Below are 21272 nucleotides of genomic sequence, written 5' to 3' on the forward strand. Positions count from 1 at the left end.
AAAATTGGGTTGCTAGGCTAAGTAGCGATTAAATGCCCAATAATAAACCGCTGCTCAACCACTCCTTTGAATCGAGAATCGCTATCGACAAGTACCCATGGTAATGGATGCATGCTTAGTAAGGTCTTAACTTCACAAAGAGGTAATTGCCAATCTAGAGTAGAATGATGAGCAGACATCATGCGATGTGCAGCTTTTTGCCAAATGCTCTGTTCTTTATTGGTCTCATGGTCAGTTCCCATACTGGGTGTCATATGTAAGTTCATCGCACCCCTATCAATTAAGCCAACACACTGGTTAGATTCAACTACGGGTAATACATTAAGCTCTTGTGCACCAAAATAATTGTAAATCAAAGACAGCGATTCTCCTGGGTCAACACGCGGCAAATTTGGTGTAGCCAGTTCTGAAATTGTTCCACAATTTCCTTGTATACTGCCTTCTATAACAGGTAGTTCACAATAATTACTCACCGTTCGGAGTTCATCAATAGGCAATGGTTTTGAAAAAAAGTACCCTTGGATACAATCGACACCTAAATCCCGCAACGTCATATATTCATTTTGTGTTTCTACCCCTTCGACAACCACTTTAAGTTTGAGTTTTTGTGCCAACTGAACAATCGTATTAACCACATGATACTGTCTGTTTTTAACGCCAATCCCTTTAATTAGGCTCTGATCAATTTTAAGCACATCAAAATAGTTTTTATTTAGATAATCAAACGAGGCAAAGCCAGTACCAAAATCATCAACTGCAATTGATACCCCAGCTTTACGTATTGAGGAGAGTAACGCTTCCTGATATCTATCACCCTCAAAATAAGCACTTTCGGTAAATTCAATCGTCATACTATCCATTGACACACCTGTTTTTTCAATAAGTTCAATGGAGTGGCTCAATATTGTGCTAATGTCTTGCGTGGAATTAAATGAACGATTAACCGACAAGCCGGCATGCTCACCAAATAGACTCTGTAATTCTGCTAGGGTAGAAATGGCTTTGAGATTAACAATATCATCAAGCTCAACGACTTTATCAATATCTTCAACAATGCTAATGATTTCTTGTGTAGAAACCTTTATCTCTGGGTGTTGAGGAAAACGGCAAAGCGCCTCAAATTTATCAATCAGACCTTTCTTAATATCGACTATAGGCTGAAAAAAAACCTCAACCAATCCATTTGATATTACGTCATTAGCCCACACCTCCAATTTTTTCTTACGTTCTACTTGTGCATGAAGATTTCGGTCATAAAACGCGACTCGTTTATTCTCCTCCAAGTGAAGTTCTAATAATGCTTGTAATGCATGGGACAGTAATTTCTTTGGTACCACTGCTTTAGAGTCACTCAATGATACTCCTGTTAAACCGTGCTTTAAAGCCAATGCAACCGGTATTTGAGCATGTTTAAAGCTGTGGAAAAATGCATTAATTGATTGCCTGATGATGCGAATATTTTCATACTCTTGGGTAATATTTGCGCGCAAGACAACCGCAAAACGTCCCTCTCCAACATAGCTTGCAAAGGATACCAGCTTGTTTTCCATAATATAACTCGCGAACTGGCGTTTTACTTCAGGCCCATTTATAACCGGAAACTGTGGCTGGAGAGCAAGCATAATCTGAACACTATTTTCACCTGTTTCTTCATTCTCCCTTTCCATTTTTCTAATAAAATTTTCGGCATCAGGCAGCTGAGTCAGTAAATCAACCCCACCAGCTTCTCGCCCATCGATACGTTGCAACTGATTAGATAAGTCAGTTGATAAACCTAAAAAATAAGATTCTCCATTGCCTGGGGAAACTCTATGAATGGTCAATTCTTGAGGAAATGTTGTGCCATCCGCTTTTTTAGTGAGAATAACCCCATTCCAGTGGCCATCAGTCTCGATATTATCCCATAGAGTCTGATAGAAATTTTCATGCAACTTTTTAGCATTAAAAACACTGGTTTTTAAACCAATGAGATCTTCCAACACATACCCCGTAGTTTTTTCAAAATGACGATTGCAGGCTAATATACGCGTTTTATTATCAGTCACTAACATGCCATGGTGTTGGTTCTCGAACATCGAGTAAAATAATTCTGCTGCAACAACACCAGAAGGGATAACTAAACAAGGTAACACCGTGCCTTTTAACAATGATTGGCTTTCTGCTGTAATTCTAAATTCTACATAGCTAAAAAGACTGTTAGGCGTCATTACACAGCAGTGGAAATAGCGCGGTTTATGTGAAGCAATGACAGATTTGAACACAGCACGAGCTTTGCACCTCTGAGCCTTAGGTAATAATTTTAGCAATTTCTTAGCTGCAATCGACGATTGCGAGTACCCAAAAAGTGAACTCATCGCTTCGGGGTCACAACTAAACTCCTGCTTAACCAGATCAAGCTGCCAAACATAACTTTTGTATTTATGCCAACGAGATGATTGAATAGATCCAGGTATAACCACGTCTGAATGACTTTTCTCCATATTGACTTGTCCTACTTTTCTGATACCTAATGATAATATGATGTTAGCCGCATATTGGCAGGATTTTCGTTAAGCGCTTTGCAGCTTGAATATTTTTTACCCATTTCAAGCATTTTACTTCAACGTTTTATTGGGGTAGATAGCAAACAGACAAGTCGCTATAATTCGCGCTCCTTGAAGTAGAGATGATCATATGTACGGTAAAACAACCCCTATCCATGAATACAAAAAATACTGGGCGGAATGCTACGGTACTGCTCCATTCCTACCGACCAGTCGCAAGGAGATGGAAGCTCTTGGATGGGATAGCTGTGACATAATCATAGTCACGGGAGATGCTTATGTTGACCACCCAAGCTTTGGTATGGCTGTCATAGGCCGATTACTTGAAGCTCAAGGTTTTAGAGTCGGAATCATCGCACAACCTGAATGGCACAACAAAGATGCTTTCACACAATTGGGGCAACCCAATCTATTTTTTGGCATCACCGCTGGCAATATGGACTCAATGATCAACCGCTACACCGCTGATCGAAAATTGCGTCATGATGATGCTTATACGCCAAATAATGAAGGCGGTAAAAGACCAGATCGAGCCACTCTTGTTTATTCTCAGCGCTGTCGTGAAGCTTATAAAGGGGTTCCAATTGTACTTGGTGGCATTGAAGCTAGCTTACGTCGTCTTGCTCATTATGATTATTGGTCAGACAAAGTTCGCCGTTCAATTTTATTTGATGCCAAAGCGGATATTTTGCTATTTGGAAACGCTGAGAGAGCATTAGTCGACGTTGCACACAAGCTCGCAGGCGGTGAGAGTATTGCTAGCATGACCAATATACGTGGTACGGTTATCAGCTTACCTTCTGAACCTGAAGACTATAAGATCATTGATTCTTCACGCATTGAAAAACCTCGCAAAGAAGCATTTGTTCCACCAAATCCCTATGTGGTGGAAGAGCAATGCGAAACCAAAGCTAAAGAACAAAACCAACAAGCAAAACCAATCACGATCCGGCCTTCACGCCATGATGCAGCAACTACAGCCGTCCGCATTCCAAATTTTGAGAAGTTGAATAACGATCGGATTCTCTATGCTCATGCCAGTCGTATTATGCACTTAGAAACTAACCCTTATTCTGGCCGCGCTTTAATACAGCGTCATGGCGATCGTGAATTGTGGGTAAATCAAGCACCTATTCCTCTCTCAACGGCAGAAATGGATTATGTATTTGGCCTTCCTTACGCAAGAACCCCTCACCCTCAGTACGGAAAAGCGAAAATTCCTGCATACGATATGATAAAAACATCCGTAAATATCATGCGTGGCTGTTTTGGGGGCTGTTCTTTTTGCTCAATTACTGAACATGAAGGGCGCATAATTCAAAATCGCTCACAAGAGTCCATCCTCAATGAGTTGGAACAAATCAGAGATAAAGTACCTGGCTTTACTGGCACAATTTCAGATCTTGGCGGTCCAACAGCGAACATGTACCGCCTAGGTTGTAGTGACCCTAAAGCTGAGGCGAATTGTCGACGACCATCTTGTGTCTTCCCCGGAATTTGTAACAAACTCAACACTGATCACCAACATACTATCGACCTTTATCGTGCAGCTCGTAAAGTCAAAGGTATTAAGAAGGTGATGATTGCGTCTGGTGTTCGCTATGACTTGGCGATCGAGTCTCCTGAATATGTCAAAGAGCTTGTGACCCATCATGTCGGGGGATACCTTAAAATCGCTCCAGAGCATACAGAGAAAGGACCACTTAATTTAATGATGAAGCCTGGGATGGGCACTTATGACAAGTTCAAAGAGATGTTTGAAAAATACAGCGCAGAAGCAGGGAAAAAACAATATCTTATCCCTTACTTTATTTCAGCGCATCCAGGCACTGAAGATGAAGATATGCTTAATCTAGCTCTATGGCTTAAGAAAAATGACTTTGAGTGCGATCAGGTACAAAACTTTTATCCATCGCCTATGTGTAATGCAACATCTATGTATTACTCAGAAACAAACCCACTCAAACGAGTAAAATACAAACAACGTGAGGACGTTCCTGTCGCGAAAGGTGAGCGCCAACGTCGTTTACACAAAGCTTTACTGCGCTACCATGATCCAGCAAATTGGCCCATCATCCGTGAAGCACTCATTCACATGGGTAAGAAGCACTTGATTGGTGATAAAACTAGCTGCCTCGTCCCCGAAGAAGACGTACAGGCATTAACTCCAGCTCAGCGAAGAAAATCTGGCAGGCATGGCGCAAACCGATTCGCTACCAAACATACAAAAAGCCAACCTGGTTTTGAAAAAATGCATGGTAAAGAGAGTAATGTTAAGCGCAAACTTGGTACTAAAAGCACCAATAAATCTAGTAACAACAATGCAAACACCAAGTCTGATGCTAACGCCAAGGGCAATCACCAGGCAAAACGCAGCAAGAAATACCACTAAAAATATAGGTACCTATACATTAAAGAGCACTTGATACAACAATCTAGTGCTCTTTTTCATAGGCAGAGAACTTAAGCGTAGTCAGCAGAAAATTCTTGCATAAATTCTACCAGCGCTTTAACTCCCTCTATCGGCATCGCATTATAAATTGATGCACGCATTCCTCCTACTGCCCTATGACCTTTGAGCGAAACGAGACCTCTTTCTGATGCTTGAATGAGGAAAAGTTCATCTAGTTCAGGTTTCGCAAGCTGGAAAGGAACATTCATGCTGGAACGGTTCTGAGTATGCACACCATTTGAGTAAAATTCAGAACTATCGATATAATCATACAAGATTCTCGCTTTCTCAGCGTTTCTTTTCTCAATAACATCGATCCCACCCTGCTCTTTCAGCCACTTGAATACTAAGCCTGACAGATACCAAGCAAAAGTTGGTGGAGTATTAAACATTGAGTCCTTTTCCGCTAAAACCTTGTAGCTAATAAAACTTGGTAACAGATCATGGGCTAAATCAAGCAAATCATCACGAACAATAGCAATACAAATCCCCGCTGGGCCTATATTTTTTTGAGCACCAGCGTAAATGACACCATATTGTGAAACATCTATTTTACGCGAAAGTATGTTAGAAGACATATCAGCCACAATGGGGAGGTGTGTGTCAGGAAGGTCCGATATTTCAATTCCATCAATCGTTTCATTTGGGCAGAAATGGACATAGGCAGACTGAGGATCGATATTCCAATCCGATACATTAATAGCAGCCAAGTTACCGTCTTTTGTTGTTTTCGCATCAAACACGTCCACCGCGCAGTATTTTCTAGCTTCTTTTACCGCACTCTGAGCCCAATAACCTGCATCTATGTAGGTCGCTTTATTTGAATTTCCAAGCAAGTTGAGAGGAACAGCAGCAAATTGAGCACGAGCGCCACCTTGGCAGAACAGAACTTTGTAGTTGTCTGGTATACAAAGTAAGTCCCGAAGATCCTGCTCTGCTTCCTCAGCCACTTTGATAAATTCTTTACTTCGGTGACTAATTTCCATCACTGAAGTTCCAAGCCCATTCCATTCAACGAATTCTGCTTGCGCTTTTTGCATCACTTCTCTAGGCAGAGCTGCAGGCCCAGCACTAAAGTTATACACATTCTCCATTCCCAAATTCCTTGCTTATACTTCAAAAAGGTTTAAGGGATTAATACCATGTTTTTCGATGTATAAAAAGCAAGAAAAGAGGTCTTAAAACCTCTTTTCTCATGAAACAACAAAAACTAGATGATTAAGGCTGAGTTACTGCTGGGAACAATAAAGCTATTAATGGAATTTTTTGACCGCTCTCAAACACTATATTGCCATCTTTCAACTGGGCTTTAAGTTGATACCCTTCCTCTTTCTGAAAGATAAATTCTTGAACCAATGCTTCATCAACTCCCTGCTTAATAAATGGATATTGTTCCACAAGCCCATCAGAAAAGAAGGTATCAAGATCACCAGTTAAAGCAGGCAAAAGATTAGTAGGGTTTTTAGTAATATCACTTGTTCCTGCTGGAACCGTAACTTTTCCAACACTATTAAACTCACCGTTGTCACCCAATGTCAAAGTCATCTTATTTAATGAAAGGTAGAACCCTTTATCAAACAGGGTATCTACATAAGGCATTGCTTCTTGAATATCTTCGGGTGCTAACACAGGGCTATTCTGATACAGACTAATTAGGTGGTTAAATGAACTACTATCGAAACCGCCAAACTCCAGATCAAGCTCCACATTCTCTACTTTCCCTTCCGGCATTTGTAGTTTGGAAATACTTACTGCATGCTGACTGTCAATACGCGAAGATGCATCATCAAGTGATGAAGAAAACTGATACTTAGCATCTTCCATGGCAAACAAAGACGACTGCTGAGCATCAGAGATTTTTATGTCAGAAATGCTTACTTCTTGCTCTCCTAACCAAAAGTTATCCTGCTTTCGGCCACTTCCCGCACCTTCAACTTCTGATATCAACATTTTCTCACCAGAGTTAAAGTCGATTTCAATTGAGGGGATACTTAAGTCATAGCTTACTTCCCCGAGCACAGTCAGATGCCCTTTGAGAGTTGAGGAAGTGACAGATATCATCGCAGCGTCATCTCCCTCAGAAGATTGATGCCAATTAGCCAATTCAAGTGAATAGTCCGTGTTGCCATTAAGCTGAGTAACAGTAGTCAGCGCTAACGGAAAACGTTCTTTATCCTCTAATGTCGATTTAGCCTGTAAACTCAATAGTCCATGAGTAACGTGACTATTTACTACGAACTCTGTTGGAAAACCATCCAGTTCTAACTCCTTTGCTAGAATGGGATCTTGCACCGTGTAACGAGTTGTCACTTCAGAAGACAAATAACCTCGATCATATGAAACAACCTCGGATTTGACAGATTCATTATTTAAATGAGCAACCCCATCCATAATCACATTTTGCCCAATTTGACCAACTGCCAAAGGCCAACATAATGCTAATACAATCGCGCCACCAATAGCGCCATATTTTTTCAACTGATGCATGTTTTTATCTTTACTCAAGTATTTATTGCAGTTTACACCAAAAAACACTCTGTTAAATCAGAGTATTGGCTTTAAGCCAAATTAAAAGCTTCATAACCTTTTTTGGCATCAATCATACCAGTCTAGTGCAAATTAACGAATGCTTGGTCAATTCGAAGCAAGGTTTTTACCGATTGACTAATCAATGAACAATCAAATCGACATAAATTACGTTGTTATCGTTTTCCGGCTCCCTAGTAATTCAAAACTCAAGTGAGTATTAATATGTGTAATAGGTCTCTTTTTAGAATTGATTTTGGTGTGAGTTTTGCATGTTGACAGAAATAGCGACAAAACAATGACATTTTAGTGGTGCCACACTACAAGAATGCATTATGATGTTATGGCATGACAGTGCTCAGTCGCAATAGACCGAGGAAATTAACAAGAAAAGGTTTTTCTTTCATATGCGTAATACAATCTTAGCTGCTGCCATAGTGCTAGCATCTGGTCAAGCTCTTGCAGAGACAGACCCAAATAGCCCCGCCGTAATGAGTAACTTTAGCTACGATTACTTAGAAGCTCGTATCGGTGCAAGCCCTGTGACTTTCGGTACAGCTGTAAGTAAGTCTATCCACCCAAATGCTCATGTCATCGGCCGCATTGATTCTGAATTTGAAGGTGATTACGATGCTGCAGCAGGCTTTGGCTTCCATGCTCCAATAAACAACTGGGCAGATTTCACTGGTGAAATGCTTTTCCGCGTAGTGGATTTTGATGGCAAAGATGGCAAAGGTACCGACACTGGAATGGAATTGAATCTAGGAGTTCGTCAATGGTTAGGGCCTCAGCTCGAGGTTGGTGGTAAAGCTGGCTATGTGAACATTGATGACAATGACGATTGGATTGGCTCTGCATATGCTCGTTTCCATGCAACAGAACTCTTTTCTATCGGGGGCGAGGTCAGAGTCAACGATTTCTATGGTGACCAGCTAATGTTCACAACACGTTTTAAATTCTAATTATTAGCTAAAAAGGTCAACAGACCATAACAAGCCGAGTGCAAACTCGGCTTGTAGTTAGTCCGATCAATTTATATACAACTTGCAAGCAACTGACGCTTACGTGGTTCTTGAATTAACTTCCAATGCACGCCGTCTATTGCACCTGCAAACTTCCATAGCAGCTTGACGTCAACATCGTTGCCATATGTTGCCTTTACTTTTGAGAATACTTTCGGAGCACCTAGTTCAACAAAAGTATCTACATCACCAATACCGGATTTTTTAACCATACGCTCCAGTGTGAGCTGCATGTTCGGTAGGTCACGCAGACGACGGCTTGCCGACGACTTTTTATGATCGCGCTGAGACACCGAGAATTGAATTGATTGCTGCACAATATCGTCAAGCATTGCATTACGCGAAACAAAAAGACGCGTGACATCATAATAGTTTACTGTTGCTGTCGTATGCTTCTTTATATGGCGATATTTGGTACAACCTAGTTGCGTGAGTTGCCTGTCGAGTTCCTCACCGCCTCGAATAAACACCTGCCCAGAACTTATCAAGGCAAACATTGCATCATGTTTGAAAAGACCTAGCCCCCCAAACATTGAGCGCTTTTGGAAACTACCAAACTTATTAACGTACGAGATAAATTTTTTCTCTGTCATATCCATTGATCCTTCTAACCCAGAAAACCCCGATTATTGACGATCACCAGATAGCAGCAGCTGTAAGCGAAAAATATAACCTGCGTCAGTACCACTATAAATTATGATTTGTTTTGCACACTGACCTCAAGTCAATAAATGGTAGTTAACGATAAAAAATAAATCTATGCACAGCTTATATTAATCAGCTTATATTCGTCCCAAAGCGCGATTGAAATCACATAAAATCACATTCCATACTAAGTCAACACCAATATACACATATGCCAATCCATATGTTATATCAATGATTTGCATATTGATTACTAAGGCAGGTAAAATATATTGGGTATTACATATAGCTAAACAAGAATGAACCATCTATCTTTTTTCTGGCTTCCAGAAAACAATGATCTCCTAGTTAAAGGCATTGAATCTGAATTTAGTGTTTTAATCACACACGCAATAACATCAGGTAAAATCACCTTACCACCAATTCCTGATGTCGTATTGAAGATACAACGGCTCTGTACTCGAGATTGCACTACAGTATTTAATATTGCTGACTGCTTATTTGAGGATCCAAGCCTTGCCGCCATCGTGATTAGGGTAGCAAACTCAGTGATATTTAACCGCCGTAATATCACTTGCACAGACATAGTTACCGCCGTTTCCCGCCTCGGTATCTTAAGGGTTCGTGATATTGTTACAGCTCAAGCGATTGAACAGCTTAAACATTCTGTGAATTTAAGTCGTGGCTGTAACCAAATTCTAATAAATAGTGCCCATACTTCCAGAGAACTAGCCGCAACTATGGTTATGGTGGTAAAAGGTTTCAAAGAAATTGATCCTGCAAGATATGACAACCTCGAGACTGATAAGGCTTTGCTGACTGGCCTGTTAGCTGACATTGGTTTATTTTGTATCGTTAGTGAGTATCATGCTTATCTGGAAAAAGGTAACTACTTAAACGAAGAAATAGCATTTCAGATATTTGATAACTTATGTACCAGTGCTAGTGAGCTAGTGTTAAAACAATGGGGCTTTGATCATGATTTTCTTGAAGTCGCAAGTAACCAAGCAATCCAATCAAAGGATGTGAATGTCAGCTATCTTGATATCGCACGTATAGCAAATCATATTTTATTGTTCCGTCGTCAAGATGATAAAATAGATGAACATACTGTCGAATTTGACGTAGCAGGAGCTGACATACTGTACAAACTGAGTAATTTGAGTGATATTGAGTTCAACACAAAAATCAATCAGCTCATTAGCGCCAGCGGGCTCTAACGAATACAAATTATGACTCAGGAGTATCATGTTTTCCGGAATGCTTTTTATTATTGCCCCGCTTTTGGTGGGGTATCTGATTCCTAGTACGAACCCATCCATTCTTTCCAAAATTAACAAAACCACCTCGTATCTTATATACGTTATCTTAACCTTAATGGGGTTAAGCCTTGCTGCACTTGATAACCTTGGTCAAAACCTACAACTTATACTTAAGTATGTCGTCGTATTCTCAACTTGCATTAGTATCAGTAACTTAGGGGCTCTTTCATTCATAGATAAATTGTTCCCGATTGAGGTTGATGGCAAACGTACCAAACTTCCCCTATCTAGTATGGCGTTTGAATCGATGAAGCTTATTTTATTCGTTGGTATCGGGTTATTAGCTGGTACACAACTACCGGTAGAACTCAATTGGGTTGATATAGCCAGTGAGTCCGTTTTAATTATATTATTGTTCCTTATCGGCATACAACTGCGTAACAGTGGCTTGTCATTACGCCAAATATTACTCAACAAGCACGGTATGGTAATCGCTACAACCATCATTATTACTTCCTTAATCGGAGGGGTTATTGCAGCCACAATTCTCGATATTAATCTTTACCAAGCTATCGCAATGTCTTGTGGTTTTGGTTGGTATTCTCTTTCTGGAATTCTTATGGGTGATGCCTTTGGACCCATTTTTGGCGGAGCATCATTTATGATTGAACTAGTTAGAGAACTAGTTGCCTTAACTATGATTCCTCTGATTATACATTCAAGACCCAGCGTGGCTATTGGATATGCTGGAGCGACCGCAATGGATTTTACACTTCCAGTCATTCAAAGCACTGGTGGTGTCCGTTGCGTACCAATTGCCATAGTCAGCGGATTCATATTAAGCCTTTTGGTACCCATATTGATGTTGGTCTTTGTCTCTCTTGCTGAGCAGATCGCATGATTTTATATTTCAGTTCATTATATTAATAGCTCAGCCATGTTATACAATTTAAGAATTCATATTGAGTGGCTTTATAATAAATGTTCTTCAAAGGAATCATTATGACACGTCTACTGATTGCATTGCTGTTAAGCGCAACCTCCACTATGGTTACTGCCGCTGACAATGCTTGTTTGTCCAAGAAATATAATGCTTATATCGATGCTTCTCTTCATTGGTATGAAGATTTAGCCAAACTCACTTCTGAACAGTATCCAGACCTAAAGGAAGTTAGTGAGTGGTTTTTGAAAGGTCGAAAAAATCATTTTGAGCTGAATCGAGCGGCAGTCCAATACTATCTAGAAAACGATCCTTCAAAGATCGCCACAAATCAGCCCGTTGAAGCTTGGCTTCAACTTGAACAAAAAGATATTAAAACCTTATCCACTCGCAGTGATGAATTAGGCCGGCTCGCACAAATAACTTTTAGCGACCGCCAATCCAAACCACATGACAAAAATTACGATCTTCGCTCAGCATTTGCGGACTTGCTTAGTCATCCAACCAAAATAGATGATGCGCTTAAACGTTATAATACAGCAATCAAAGATCTAGAAAGCCTATCATGTGAGACCTAATCCAATCACTATTGAGATTTTTTCTCAGTAGTGATCGCCCACACATGGATATCAACTATCGAAAAATTAAACGGGACTTTGCGCCCGTTTTCGTTTAGATTTACGCGCTGCAACAACAATGATTAGAGCAAAGTAGTTGTATGATAACCACACACAAAAAGGCTGATGTAAGCTTCGACACCCTACTGCGAATATTTACCGTCCCGGAAGGACCAGACTCCACACTTACAAAAATTGAAGAAAGTCTCTCACAAAACCTTAACCAGTTTTTGCGTGAGCATATTGTTGCGGAAGAAAAACCGCTCAAAGAGATTGAAAAGGACTTCTCATCTGCATCCATTCCAGAAATACCTGAGTTTGTCTCTGAACATACACAGCATCTTCTCGATACCTTGGTTTCTCATTCTGTTCATACCTCTGCACCAAGCTTTATCGGCCACATGACATCTGCACTACCCTACTTTTTAATGCCGCTATCAAAAATCATGATTGCACTAAATCAAAACTTGGTGAAAATTGAAACTTCCAAAGCTTTTACCCCGTTAGAGCGCCAAGTATTGGGTATGTTACACCGATTGGTATACACACAAGACGACCATTTCTATTCAAAATGGATGCACAGTGCGCAGCATTCATTAGGCGCTTTTTGCTCTGGTGGGACGATTGCAAACATTACCGCTTTATGGGTAGCAAGAAACAGTGCCTTAAAAGCACAAGGCCAGTTTAAAGGTGTTGAAAAAGAAGGGCTTTTCCAAGCAATGCAACACTATGGCTATCAAGGTTTAGCCATTCTTGTTTCAGAGAGAGGGCATTATTCGTTGACAAAAACCGCCGACATTCTTGGGTTAGGGCAGCAAGGGTTGGTGGCGGTGAAAACTGATTCAAACAACCGTATTTGCCCTCAAGCATTAAGCGAAAAAATCATTGAACTCAAACAGAAAAACATCAAGCCCTTTGCAGTTGTGGGTGTTGCTGGCACAACAGAAACGGGCTCCGTCGACCCACTCTTAGAAATGGCAGAAATATGTATCGAACACGACTGCCATTTTCATGTTGATGCTGCTTGGGGTGGCGCTACGTTAATGTCAAATAACTACCGTTACCTATTGAATGGCATAGAAAAAGCAGATTCAGTTACCATCGATGCTCACAAACAGCTCTATGTTCCAATGGGTGCGGGTATGGTCCTCTTCAAAAGCCCTGAGGCAATGAAATCGATAGAGCATCATGCTCAATATATCCTGCGTAAAGGCTCAAAAGATCTGGGTAGCCACACCTTAGAAGGATCACGTTCAGGTATGGCAATGCTGGTGTATGCTGCAATGCACATCATTAGTCGCCCAGGTTATGAATTACTTATTGATCAAAGTATTGAAAAAACCAAGTATTTCGCCGAATTGATTAAGCAACAAGACGACTTTGAGCTGGTATCTGAACCAGAGCTTTGCCTACTAACTTATCGTTATATTCCCGGAAAAGTCCGTAAAGCGCTAGACATTGCTGACCATGAACAAAAAGTGCACCTCAATGAGCTAATTAATGAATTGACCCAGTTTATTCAAAAGCGCCAACGCGAAACGGGCAAGTCTTTTGTTTCTAGAACACGCCTTAACCCTCAGCAATGGGACAGACTCGATACTATTGTCTTTCGTGTTGTACTTGCTAACCCTTTAACTGGGCACGATATTCTAAGCTCAGTAATAGAAGAGCAAAGAGCGATCGCTGGCCAAGCACCTAATTTGATGGCAAAAATACTGGCCACAACGCACAGCATCTTAGACAGTTGAAAATTTCTTTCTATACACTTGTAATTTGCCTACCATTAACCGCCTCAAATCGAACGAATCTTTGCCAAAAACTATCGCGAAAGATGCTTTGGTCCGATTTAGTTTGAGGCTTGTCATGTTTACACCTCTCGAAAGGTGTAAATATTACAATAAACCTTTGGCTTGGGTTTATACTGGAGCCCATGGCGCTGGATAGGGATTACCCTTAAGTGGCTATGGCCTATCAACGAGCAGGTCTATCCAGCGAGTTGTTCTCTATACCTTTGTGAACACTATGAATACATTAGAAAAAGTCCAAAAAAATCTAGAAAATTTCAGCAAATCTGAGCGTAAAGTAGCTGAAGTCATTATGGCGTCACCTCAGACTGCCATTCATTCTAGTATCGCAACGCTGGCTAAAATGGCAGATGTCAGTGAACCAACCGTTAACCGTTTCTGTCGTCGATTAGACACTAAAGGCTTCCCTGATTTTAAACTTCATCTAGCACAAAGCCTTGCCAATGGTACACCTTATGTGAATCGCAATGTTGAGGAAGATGATGGCCCGGACGCGTACACACATAAGATTTTTGAGTCTACTATGGCGTGCTTGGATGTTGCGAAAAATAGCTTGGATTCTATGCAAATTAATCGAGCCGTTGATCTGCTTACCCAAGCTAAACGCATTTCGTTCTTCGGTCTAGGCGCATCATCAGCAGTTGCACGTGATGCGCAAAATAAGTTTATTCGCTTTAACATTCCTATCACTTGTTTTGATGATATTGTAATGCAGCGCATGAGCTGTATAAACTGTACAGACAATGATGTTATTGTGCTGATATCTCATACTGGCCGGACAAAAAGTTTAGTTGAAATTGCCAATCTTGCTCGTGAAAATGGGGCAACTGTCATTGCTATTACAGCAAAAGACTCTCCTCTAGATCAAGCCAGTTCGCTTTCTATCTCTTTAGACGTGCCGGAAGACACTGATGTGTATATGCCTATGGCAAGTCGTGTCGTACAAATGACTGTGATTGATGTTTTGGCCACAGGCTTTACCTTAAGACGTGGTTCAGGTTTTAGAGACAATCTCAAACGAGTAAAAGAAGCGCTTAAAGATTCGCGCTACGATAAACTTTCTCAATTCTAACCTAAGAGCGCATCAGCGCTCTTTTTTATATAAATCACAGCCCAAAGTTTATCACGAGGAAAGCCTGATAAATCGATTCAAAATCATAAAATTAATTGATACAATTTGCACTAATCTAAAAGTCAAATATTGGAGCAAATATCTTTGAAAAAGATTATATTTTTAATCACTTGGCTAACTTCTGTTTACGCTTATGCAGATGATTACATGCAGAGCGTACCTGCAACCATATCCTTTATGGGTAGCCATAACCAGTATGGTATGGGTGACGTAGTTTTCAAACTGTCAACACCTGATATTCGTTGTCCTGATGGATATTGGCTCAATAAGAAAGACGTTGGCTTTGAACCGACCTTAAGCATGTTAATCGCTGCATACCATGCAAAAACTCCCATTAGAGCAGCTGGATTAACAAACCAGAAATGGGATGGAAGCCGTGGCTTTTATTGCAAGCTTTATTCTATTTCTTATCCCTTGTAAAAGGCCAAAAGATACAAGGAGCCACTTGCTTAAGTATTATATTTAAAGGATAGATTTGAGCTATTAAAGCAACAGGTAAATGCCACTTTATTTTCCTGCGTGATTCGGGCATAGTGGCGACAATCAGAATAAAGGAGAATGACAATATGTTCGTAGTTATCTTTGGTCGTCCAGCTTGCCCTTACTGTGTTCGTGCAAAAGAACACGCTGAAACATTAAAAGCCAAGCGTGATGACTTCAACTACCGTTATGTGGATATTCATGCAGAAGGCATTTCAAAAGCTGATCTGGAAAAAACTGTTGGTAAACCTGTAGAAACGGTTCCACAAATTTTCATTGATGAGAATCATATCGGTGGCTGTGATGAATTTGAAGCATATGCAAAAGAGCATTTGAGCCTTTTTGACGCATAATAACCAGATTGTTTGAGCCGCTACTCATAGCGGCTTTTTTGTGCCTGTTATTTAATCGCATTGAAAAATATATGGCACAAGTCAGTAAATCGTCAATTATATAATTTAGCACTTATCATTTCCCTACATTAAGTTACAATTTGCTCACTTATTCTATGGCACTGAAGTAAGAGCTGCCCCGTGAACATCAACGTTTTAAACCTGCTAGAGCAAAACCCTATCCTATTAATTTTTGTTGCCCTTGCGATTGGCTTAGCCATCGGAAAAATTCGATTCGGCAACTTCCAACTTGGCAATTCAATCGGCGTCTTGCTTACTTCATTAGTTATGGGTCACCTAGGGTTTACATTTAATGCAGACGCATTGACTGTTGGCTTTATGCTGTTTATCTATTGTGTGGGCATAGAGGCTGGCCCCAACTTTTTCGGTATCTTTTTTAGAGATGGTAAACACTACTTCATCCTGAGTATGGTGGTATTATCCAGTGCTATCTTTATTACATATTTTGCCAGTCACAACCTAGGTCTTGACTTCGGATTATCTGCTGGAATGATGGCAGGCGCCTTAACCGCTACGCCTGTTTTAGTAGGTGCTCAAGACGCACTCAATTCTGGCCTTGCGACAACACCACATGCTATGGACTTTTCCGAAGTGATTGAAAATTTATCTGTCGGGTACGCCATGGCCTACCTCGTCGGCTTAATAAGTATGATTGCTTTTGCTAAATTATTACCCAAACTTCAAAAGCAAAACTTATCTGACTCCGCTCAGCAGATAGCGCAAGAACGAGGATTAGGGAGTAACGGCCAACGTAAAGTTTATTTGCCAATCATTCGTGCTTACCGGGTTGGACAAGAACTCATCGATTGGATAGATGGCAAAAATCTCCGCGAGCTAGGTATTTACCGCCAAACAGGTTGCTATATCGAGCGTATTCGTCGTAACGGAATCCTTGCCCATCCGGATGGTGACGCTATTTTACAACAGGGTGATGAAATTGCACTGCTTGGCTTTCCCGATAGCCACGCTCGGCTAGATCCTAGTTTTCGTAATGGTAAAGAAGTATTCGATCGCAACCTACTTGATTTACGAATCGTAGAAGAAGAAATCGTAGTAAAAAGTGATGCCATGGCAGGCAAACGTCTATCTGATCTGAATTTATCCGAATACGGTTGTTTTCTTAATCGAGTAGTTCGAGCGCAAATAGAAATGCCAATGGATCTCGATATTGTACTCGCTAAAGGTGACGTTCTTCAGGTTAGTGGTGAGAAAAGTCGTGTACATGGATTGGCAAAAAAGATCGGGTTTATATCCATTCATAGCCAAATGGCCGATCTGCTAGCATTTTGTAGCTTCTTTATTCTCGGGATTATGTTCGGCCTTATCACCATGACTTTTGGTCAGGTTTCGTTTGGCTTAGGTAATGCTGTAGGCTTATTGGTGTCTGGAATTTTGTTAGGCTTTTTACGTGCTAATCACCCAACTTTTGGTTACGTACCTCAAGGTGCCTTAAACATGGTCAAAGACTTAGGTTTGATGTTTTTCATGGTGGGTATTGGCCTAAGTGCTGGTGGAAAAATGTTTGAACACCTCGCAGAATTTGGGCCACAGGTGATTGGGCTTTCTTTCTTGGTCAGCGTCGTTCCTGTCGCACTCGCATATCTCGTCGGTGCCTACATACTTAAAATGAATCGAGCGCTATTGTTTGGCGCAATTATTGGTGCCCGAACTTGCGCCCCTGCAATGGATATTGTTAATGACTATACCAAGTCGACTATCCCAGCTCTTGGCTACGCAGGTACTTATGCTATCGCAAATATACTGATGACCTTAGCAGGCACTCTACTCATTATTTTGAGTTGAATCTATCCGACAAAAAAGGCTTCTCTTGGGAAACCTTTTTTGAACTAGCTTAGTGGTCTTAGGTAGGCCAAAAAACGTTTTTCTGCCTGTTTGAAGCACCAAATAATAATGAAAGTTAGAGACATATAGAACAGCCCCGCAGTCAAGAATGACTCAAATGGCGCATAGTAACGGGAGTTAACTAAGCGAGCCGCGCCAGTTAAATCCACTATAGTTACAATGCCTGCAACTGCACTTCCATGGAGCATAAAAATAACTTCATTACTGTATGCAGGCAAAGCACGGCGTAAAGCACTTGGAAGAATAATACGGCGATAGGTCATGAAAGTGCTCATACCATATGCCTTTGCAGCTTCAACCTCACCTTTAGGTAATCCGTTTATCGCACCTCGGATAATTTCTGCAGTATAAGCGGAAGTGTTAAGCACAAAAGCCACAAGCGCGCAAAACCACGCATTTTCCCACAAAGTATCTTTAACTGGGAAAAATTGATCCATACCATAATAAATAAGGTACAGTTGAACTAAGAGTGGTGTACCGCGGAAAAAATAGATAAATGCCCAGCTAGGTCCCTTCACCACATAATGGATACTATTACGAGCTATTCCTAACGGAATCGCTACAAGAAGACCAATAATCAGTGAAAGTGCGACTAACCAGGTTGTAGTCCATAACCCCCCGAGATAGATTGGCAAGCTTTCGATGATCAGTGAGAAGTCCATCTTTTACCTCGCATGGATACTAAATTTGCGCTCTACAAGCTTGAGTAAACCGGTCGATACGCTAGTGAAGACAAGAAATATAGCTGCTACTGTCATATAAAAGGTAAATGGCATTTTGGTCGAGCCTGCTGCCAATGCACTAATACGAACCATATCTTCAAGACCAATTATAGACACCAGCGCCGTTGTCTTAAGTAGTACTAACCAATTATTCCCAAAGCCAGGCAATGCATGGCGGATCATTTGCGGTAATAATATACGACGGAAAGCAAGAGATGAGCTCATACCGTAGGCTTTCGCTGCCTCTAGCTCTCCTCTATCGACAGCCATAATAGCTCCTCGAAATGTTTCTGTCATATAAGCGCCAAATATAAACCCTATTGTAAGTACTCCTGCAATGAAGGGGCTAACGTCGACATAATCAGGAAGGTACGATGTCCACTCATGAGTTGGATCACTCGCAGCAAACCACTCATTTAACCATTCATTAACTGAATATAAACTGTTATTGAGTAGAATCTGTCCACCGAAGAATATTAGCATCATTAGAACGAGATCAGGGATACCACGAATCACTGTGGTATAAAGAGTTGCGATCGCTCGCGCCCAGCGGTAAGGGGCCATCTTTGCCAATGCCCCCAACATTCCCAAAACCATCGCAAGTAGTAAAGAAAGTAATGCAACTTCTATAGTGACGATAGCCCCTTTAAATATAGAAGCTTCGTATCCTTGTAAATCCAACATAGGCGAGTTCCTAAGCCCTAAGGAATGTGGTTAGAAAGTACTTTCTCAGCCATAAATAAAACAGCTTCAACAATCAACCACCAAAATTAGTGAAGCCGCTGATCTACCCTAGGAACATAAATCAGCAGCTATGATACTAAGATCTATTGCCCATATACATCGTAGTCAAAGTATTTGGCAGCAATCTTCTGATACTCACCTTTCTCACGAAGTGACATAATCGCTTTATCCAATTTTTGAGTTAGATCTTTATCCTGTTTGCGCACCGCAATACCAAAACCATCACCAAACCACTTCGGATCAGTGAGTGATGGTCCAACAAACTCGTAAGCATCACCACCAGCTTTATTTAACATCCCTTCCTCAAGTGCTGAAGCATCTCCAAGTACTGCTACCACTCGCCCATTAGCCAAATCTAGGTAAGCTTCATCAAAAGAGCCGTAACGAACAATTTCAACTTTATCACCGTAATTATCGGTCAAGTATTTATCATGAGTAGTCGCTCTTTGCACTGCGATTTTTTGTCCATCCAAGTTATCAAAATCTAGGTTAGCACCTTTCTTTGCTATGAATTTATTCGGGATGAGTGCATACTTGCCGGTAAAGTCTACCTTCTTTTTACGCTCCTCAGTGATAGACATAGCAGCGATAATCGCATCGTATTTTCGAGCTAGAAGTGATGGAATAATTCCATCCCAGTCTTGAGCAACAATTTTACACTTCACTTGCATTTCATTACAAAGAGCGTTGGCCATATCAACATCAAAGCCCTTTAATGAGCCATCGGCTTCAGTCCAACTAAATGGTGGATAAGCCCCTTCTATGCCAAAACGAACCGTTTTCCAATCTTTAGCTTGAACGACGCCTGTCATTACAGTCGCAGCTAAAGCTGCAACAACTAACCAATTTTTCATTTGATACTCCTTTCGTCATGATTTTTAGTATTCGCAGAATCTGTTGTAACGTTGACCACAAGCTCAATAAATAGATGAGATAAACTGCTGTAAACGCTCTGAGTCTGGATTAGTGAAGAGCTTAGCAGGGTTACCCTGCTCTTCCACTAAGCCTTGGTGTAAGAACATGACATGATTAGAAACATCGCGTGCAAATGCCATTTCATGTGTTACAACCAACATCGTTCTGCCTTCTTCAGCAAGATCTCGCATTACTCCTAGCACCTCACCGACTAATTCAGGATCAAGAGCAGAAGTAGGTTCATCAAACAGCATTACTTCAGGGTCAACAGCCAGCGCCCTAGCAATGGCTGCTCGTTGTTGTTGTCCTCCAGAAAGGTGACCAGGGTAATAATCCTTTCGCTCGTAAAGGCCAACTTTTTTTAGCAATCGCTCTGCATCCTCTTTGGCTTGAGCCTTGGGAACACCTAATACATGGACGGGGGCTTCAATAACATTTTCAAGAACGGTCATGTGAGACCATAAGTTGAAACCTTGAAATACCATTGCCAATCTTGAACGTATCCGTTGGACTTGCTTCTCGTTTGCAGGCATGGCTTCGCCTTGACGGCCGGTTTTCATCTGAATCAATTCACCATTGACCCATATCTCACCTTTGGTCGGCGTTTCTAAAAGATTAATGCATCTTAGGAAAGTACTTTTACCTGAGCCAGACGAGCCTATGATAGAAATAACATCGCCTTTATTTGCTTGAAGAGAAATCCCCTTGAGCACTTCGTTGTGACCAAATGTCTTATGCAGTTCCCTTATATCTAGCGCTGCTGCATCATTCATGCGCTCATTACTCCCTGTTTCATTATCTCTTACCCAAACAAAGAAGCTTGGCACTGAAAGGCTCGAATCATGCCTTATCTCGCTACAAACTAGCACTGCACCGCTTAACATGCAACAAGTCATTAACCATTGAAATTTGCATTTAAAGTCAATATATTCACATTAAAAATCAAATATGAATCGCTTTAATCCTTTTTTGCGCATAAGGTAAAATAAAAAACACTTCTCAACAAACCACTAGAAATTAACATTTCTATAAAAAACCGGAACCATCTCAATAATTTAATCAATAGTATTATTCGTTACACTATTGAATATTTGATCAGCCTTATTCCTATGAAAGTCGCTTTCATATTTTTGAACTTTATCGCCTAAAGTAAGCGGAATGTAGTTAACTTTCATATCTATTTATAAGGTG

At 40.8% G+C, this 21272-nt stretch carries 18 protein-coding genes; 10 read left to right on the top strand and 8 right to left on the bottom strand.

Annotated features, from left to right (window positions below):
* Positions 1-17: 17 nt before the first annotated feature.
* A complete protein-coding gene (locus OCV27_RS09325; RefSeq protein ID WP_125320169.1) occupies positions 18-2480 on the bottom strand; it encodes an EAL domain-containing protein in 2463 nt (820 codons plus the stop codon).
* Positions 2481-2673: 193 nt separating this feature from the next.
* On the opposite strand from OCV27_RS09325, the gene OCV27_RS09330 reads away from it, so the two are divergent.
* The gene (locus OCV27_RS09330; protein ID WP_125320170.1) at positions 2674-4935 is read left to right on the top strand and encodes a YgiQ family radical SAM protein; all 2262 of its coding nucleotides are present in this window, start codon (positions 2674-2676) and stop codon (positions 4933-4935) included.
* A gap of 71 nt (positions 4936-5006) precedes the next feature.
* On the opposite strand, the gene serC is transcribed toward OCV27_RS09330, so the two are convergent.
* Positions 5007-6089: a 3-phosphoserine/phosphohydroxythreonine transaminase gene (serC, locus tag OCV27_RS09335; protein ID WP_125320171.1), complete on the bottom strand. Its 1083-nt coding sequence runs from the start codon at positions 6087-6089 to the stop codon at positions 5007-5009.
* Positions 6090-6213: 124 nt separating this feature from the next.
* On the bottom strand, positions 6214-7482 hold the full coding sequence (locus OCV27_RS09340; RefSeq protein WP_125320172.1) for a DUF945 family protein: 1269 nt from the start codon (positions 7480-7482) through the stop codon (positions 6214-6216).
* A 446-nt stretch (positions 7483-7928) separates the two neighbouring features.
* Between OCV27_RS09340 and OCV27_RS09345 the strand changes: the two genes are divergently transcribed.
* Positions 7929-8483 (top strand): hypothetical protein, encoded by a 555-nt coding sequence (locus tag OCV27_RS09345; RefSeq protein WP_125320173.1) that lies wholly within the window; start codon positions 7929-7931, stop codon positions 8481-8483.
* Positions 8484-8554: 71 nt separating this feature from the next.
* Here the strand turns inward: OCV27_RS09345 and OCV27_RS09350 are convergent, their stop codons facing one another.
* Positions 8555-9142: a TfoX/Sxy family DNA transformation protein gene (locus OCV27_RS09350; protein ID WP_125320174.1), complete on the bottom strand. Its 588-nt coding sequence runs from the start codon at positions 9140-9142 to the stop codon at positions 8555-8557.
* 345 nt (positions 9143-9487) lie between these two features.
* On the opposite strand from OCV27_RS09350, the gene OCV27_RS09355 reads away from it, so the two are divergent.
* The 8 genes from OCV27_RS09355 to OCV27_RS09390 all read left to right on the top strand — a co-directional run bounded on the left by OCV27_RS09355 (position 9488) and on the right by OCV27_RS09390 (position 17640).
* Positions 9488-10408, top strand: coding sequence for an HDOD domain-containing protein (locus tag OCV27_RS09355; protein WP_125320175.1), 921 nt, complete (start codon positions 9488-9490; stop codon positions 10406-10408).
* 28 nt (positions 10409-10436) lie between these two features.
* Positions 10437-11351, top strand: coding sequence for a LysO family transporter (locus tag OCV27_RS09360; protein WP_125320176.1), 915 nt, complete (start codon positions 10437-10439; stop codon positions 11349-11351).
* Positions 11352-11452: 101 nt separating this feature from the next.
* Positions 11453-11968 (top strand): hypothetical protein, encoded by a 516-nt coding sequence (locus OCV27_RS09365; protein WP_125320177.1) that lies wholly within the window; start codon positions 11453-11455, stop codon positions 11966-11968.
* Positions 11969-12108: 140 nt separating this feature from the next.
* Positions 12109-13755, top strand: a complete 1647-nt coding sequence (gene panP, locus OCV27_RS09370; protein WP_125320178.1) for a pyridoxal-dependent aspartate 1-decarboxylase PanP — start codon at positions 12109-12111, stop codon at positions 13753-13755.
* A 274-nt stretch (positions 13756-14029) separates the two neighbouring features.
* Positions 14030-14884: a MurR/RpiR family transcriptional regulator gene (locus OCV27_RS09375; protein ID WP_125320179.1), complete on the top strand. Its 855-nt coding sequence runs from the start codon at positions 14030-14032 to the stop codon at positions 14882-14884.
* 144 nt (positions 14885-15028) lie between these two features.
* Positions 15029-15364 (top strand): hypothetical protein, encoded by a 336-nt coding sequence (locus OCV27_RS09380; protein ID WP_125320180.1) that lies wholly within the window; start codon positions 15029-15031, stop codon positions 15362-15364.
* Positions 15365-15510: 146 nt separating this feature from the next.
* Complete coding sequence (locus OCV27_RS09385) at positions 15511-15777, top strand: GrxA family glutaredoxin (RefSeq protein WP_125320181.1); 267 nt, start codon at positions 15511-15513, stop codon at positions 15775-15777.
* Positions 15778-15957: 180 nt separating this feature from the next.
* Positions 15958-17640: an aspartate:alanine antiporter gene (locus tag OCV27_RS09390; protein ID WP_125320182.1), complete on the top strand. Its 1683-nt coding sequence runs from the start codon at positions 15958-15960 to the stop codon at positions 17638-17640.
* 44 nt (positions 17641-17684) lie between these two features.
* Here OCV27_RS09390 and OCV27_RS09395 read toward each other — a convergent pair whose 3' ends face one another.
* From OCV27_RS09395 to OCV27_RS09410, 4 genes are all read right to left on the bottom strand, one after another.
* Positions 17685-18362: an ABC transporter permease gene (locus OCV27_RS09395; protein ID WP_125320183.1), complete on the bottom strand. Its 678-nt coding sequence runs from the start codon at positions 18360-18362 to the stop codon at positions 17685-17687.
* A 3-nt stretch (positions 18363-18365) separates the two neighbouring features.
* Positions 18366-19106 carry an ABC transporter permease gene (locus tag OCV27_RS09400; RefSeq protein WP_125320184.1) on the bottom strand — a complete coding sequence of 247 codons (741 nt, stop codon included), beginning with the start codon at positions 19104-19106 and terminating at the stop codon, positions 18366-18368.
* A 143-nt stretch (positions 19107-19249) separates the two neighbouring features.
* Positions 19250-20020, bottom strand: a complete 771-nt coding sequence (locus tag OCV27_RS09405) for an ABC transporter substrate-binding protein (protein ID WP_125320185.1) — start codon at positions 20018-20020, stop codon at positions 19250-19252.
* 63 nt (positions 20021-20083) lie between these two features.
* On the bottom strand, positions 20084-20854 hold the full coding sequence (locus OCV27_RS09410; protein WP_125320206.1) for an ABC transporter ATP-binding protein: 771 nt from the start codon (positions 20852-20854) through the stop codon (positions 20084-20086).
* Between the last annotated feature and the right edge of the window lie 418 nt (positions 20855-21272).

Origin of the sequence: Vibrio pectenicida, assembly GCA_024347015.1 — a bacterium.
Taxonomy (GTDB): Bacteria; Pseudomonadota; Gammaproteobacteria; order Enterobacterales; family Vibrionaceae; genus Vibrio; species Vibrio pectenicida.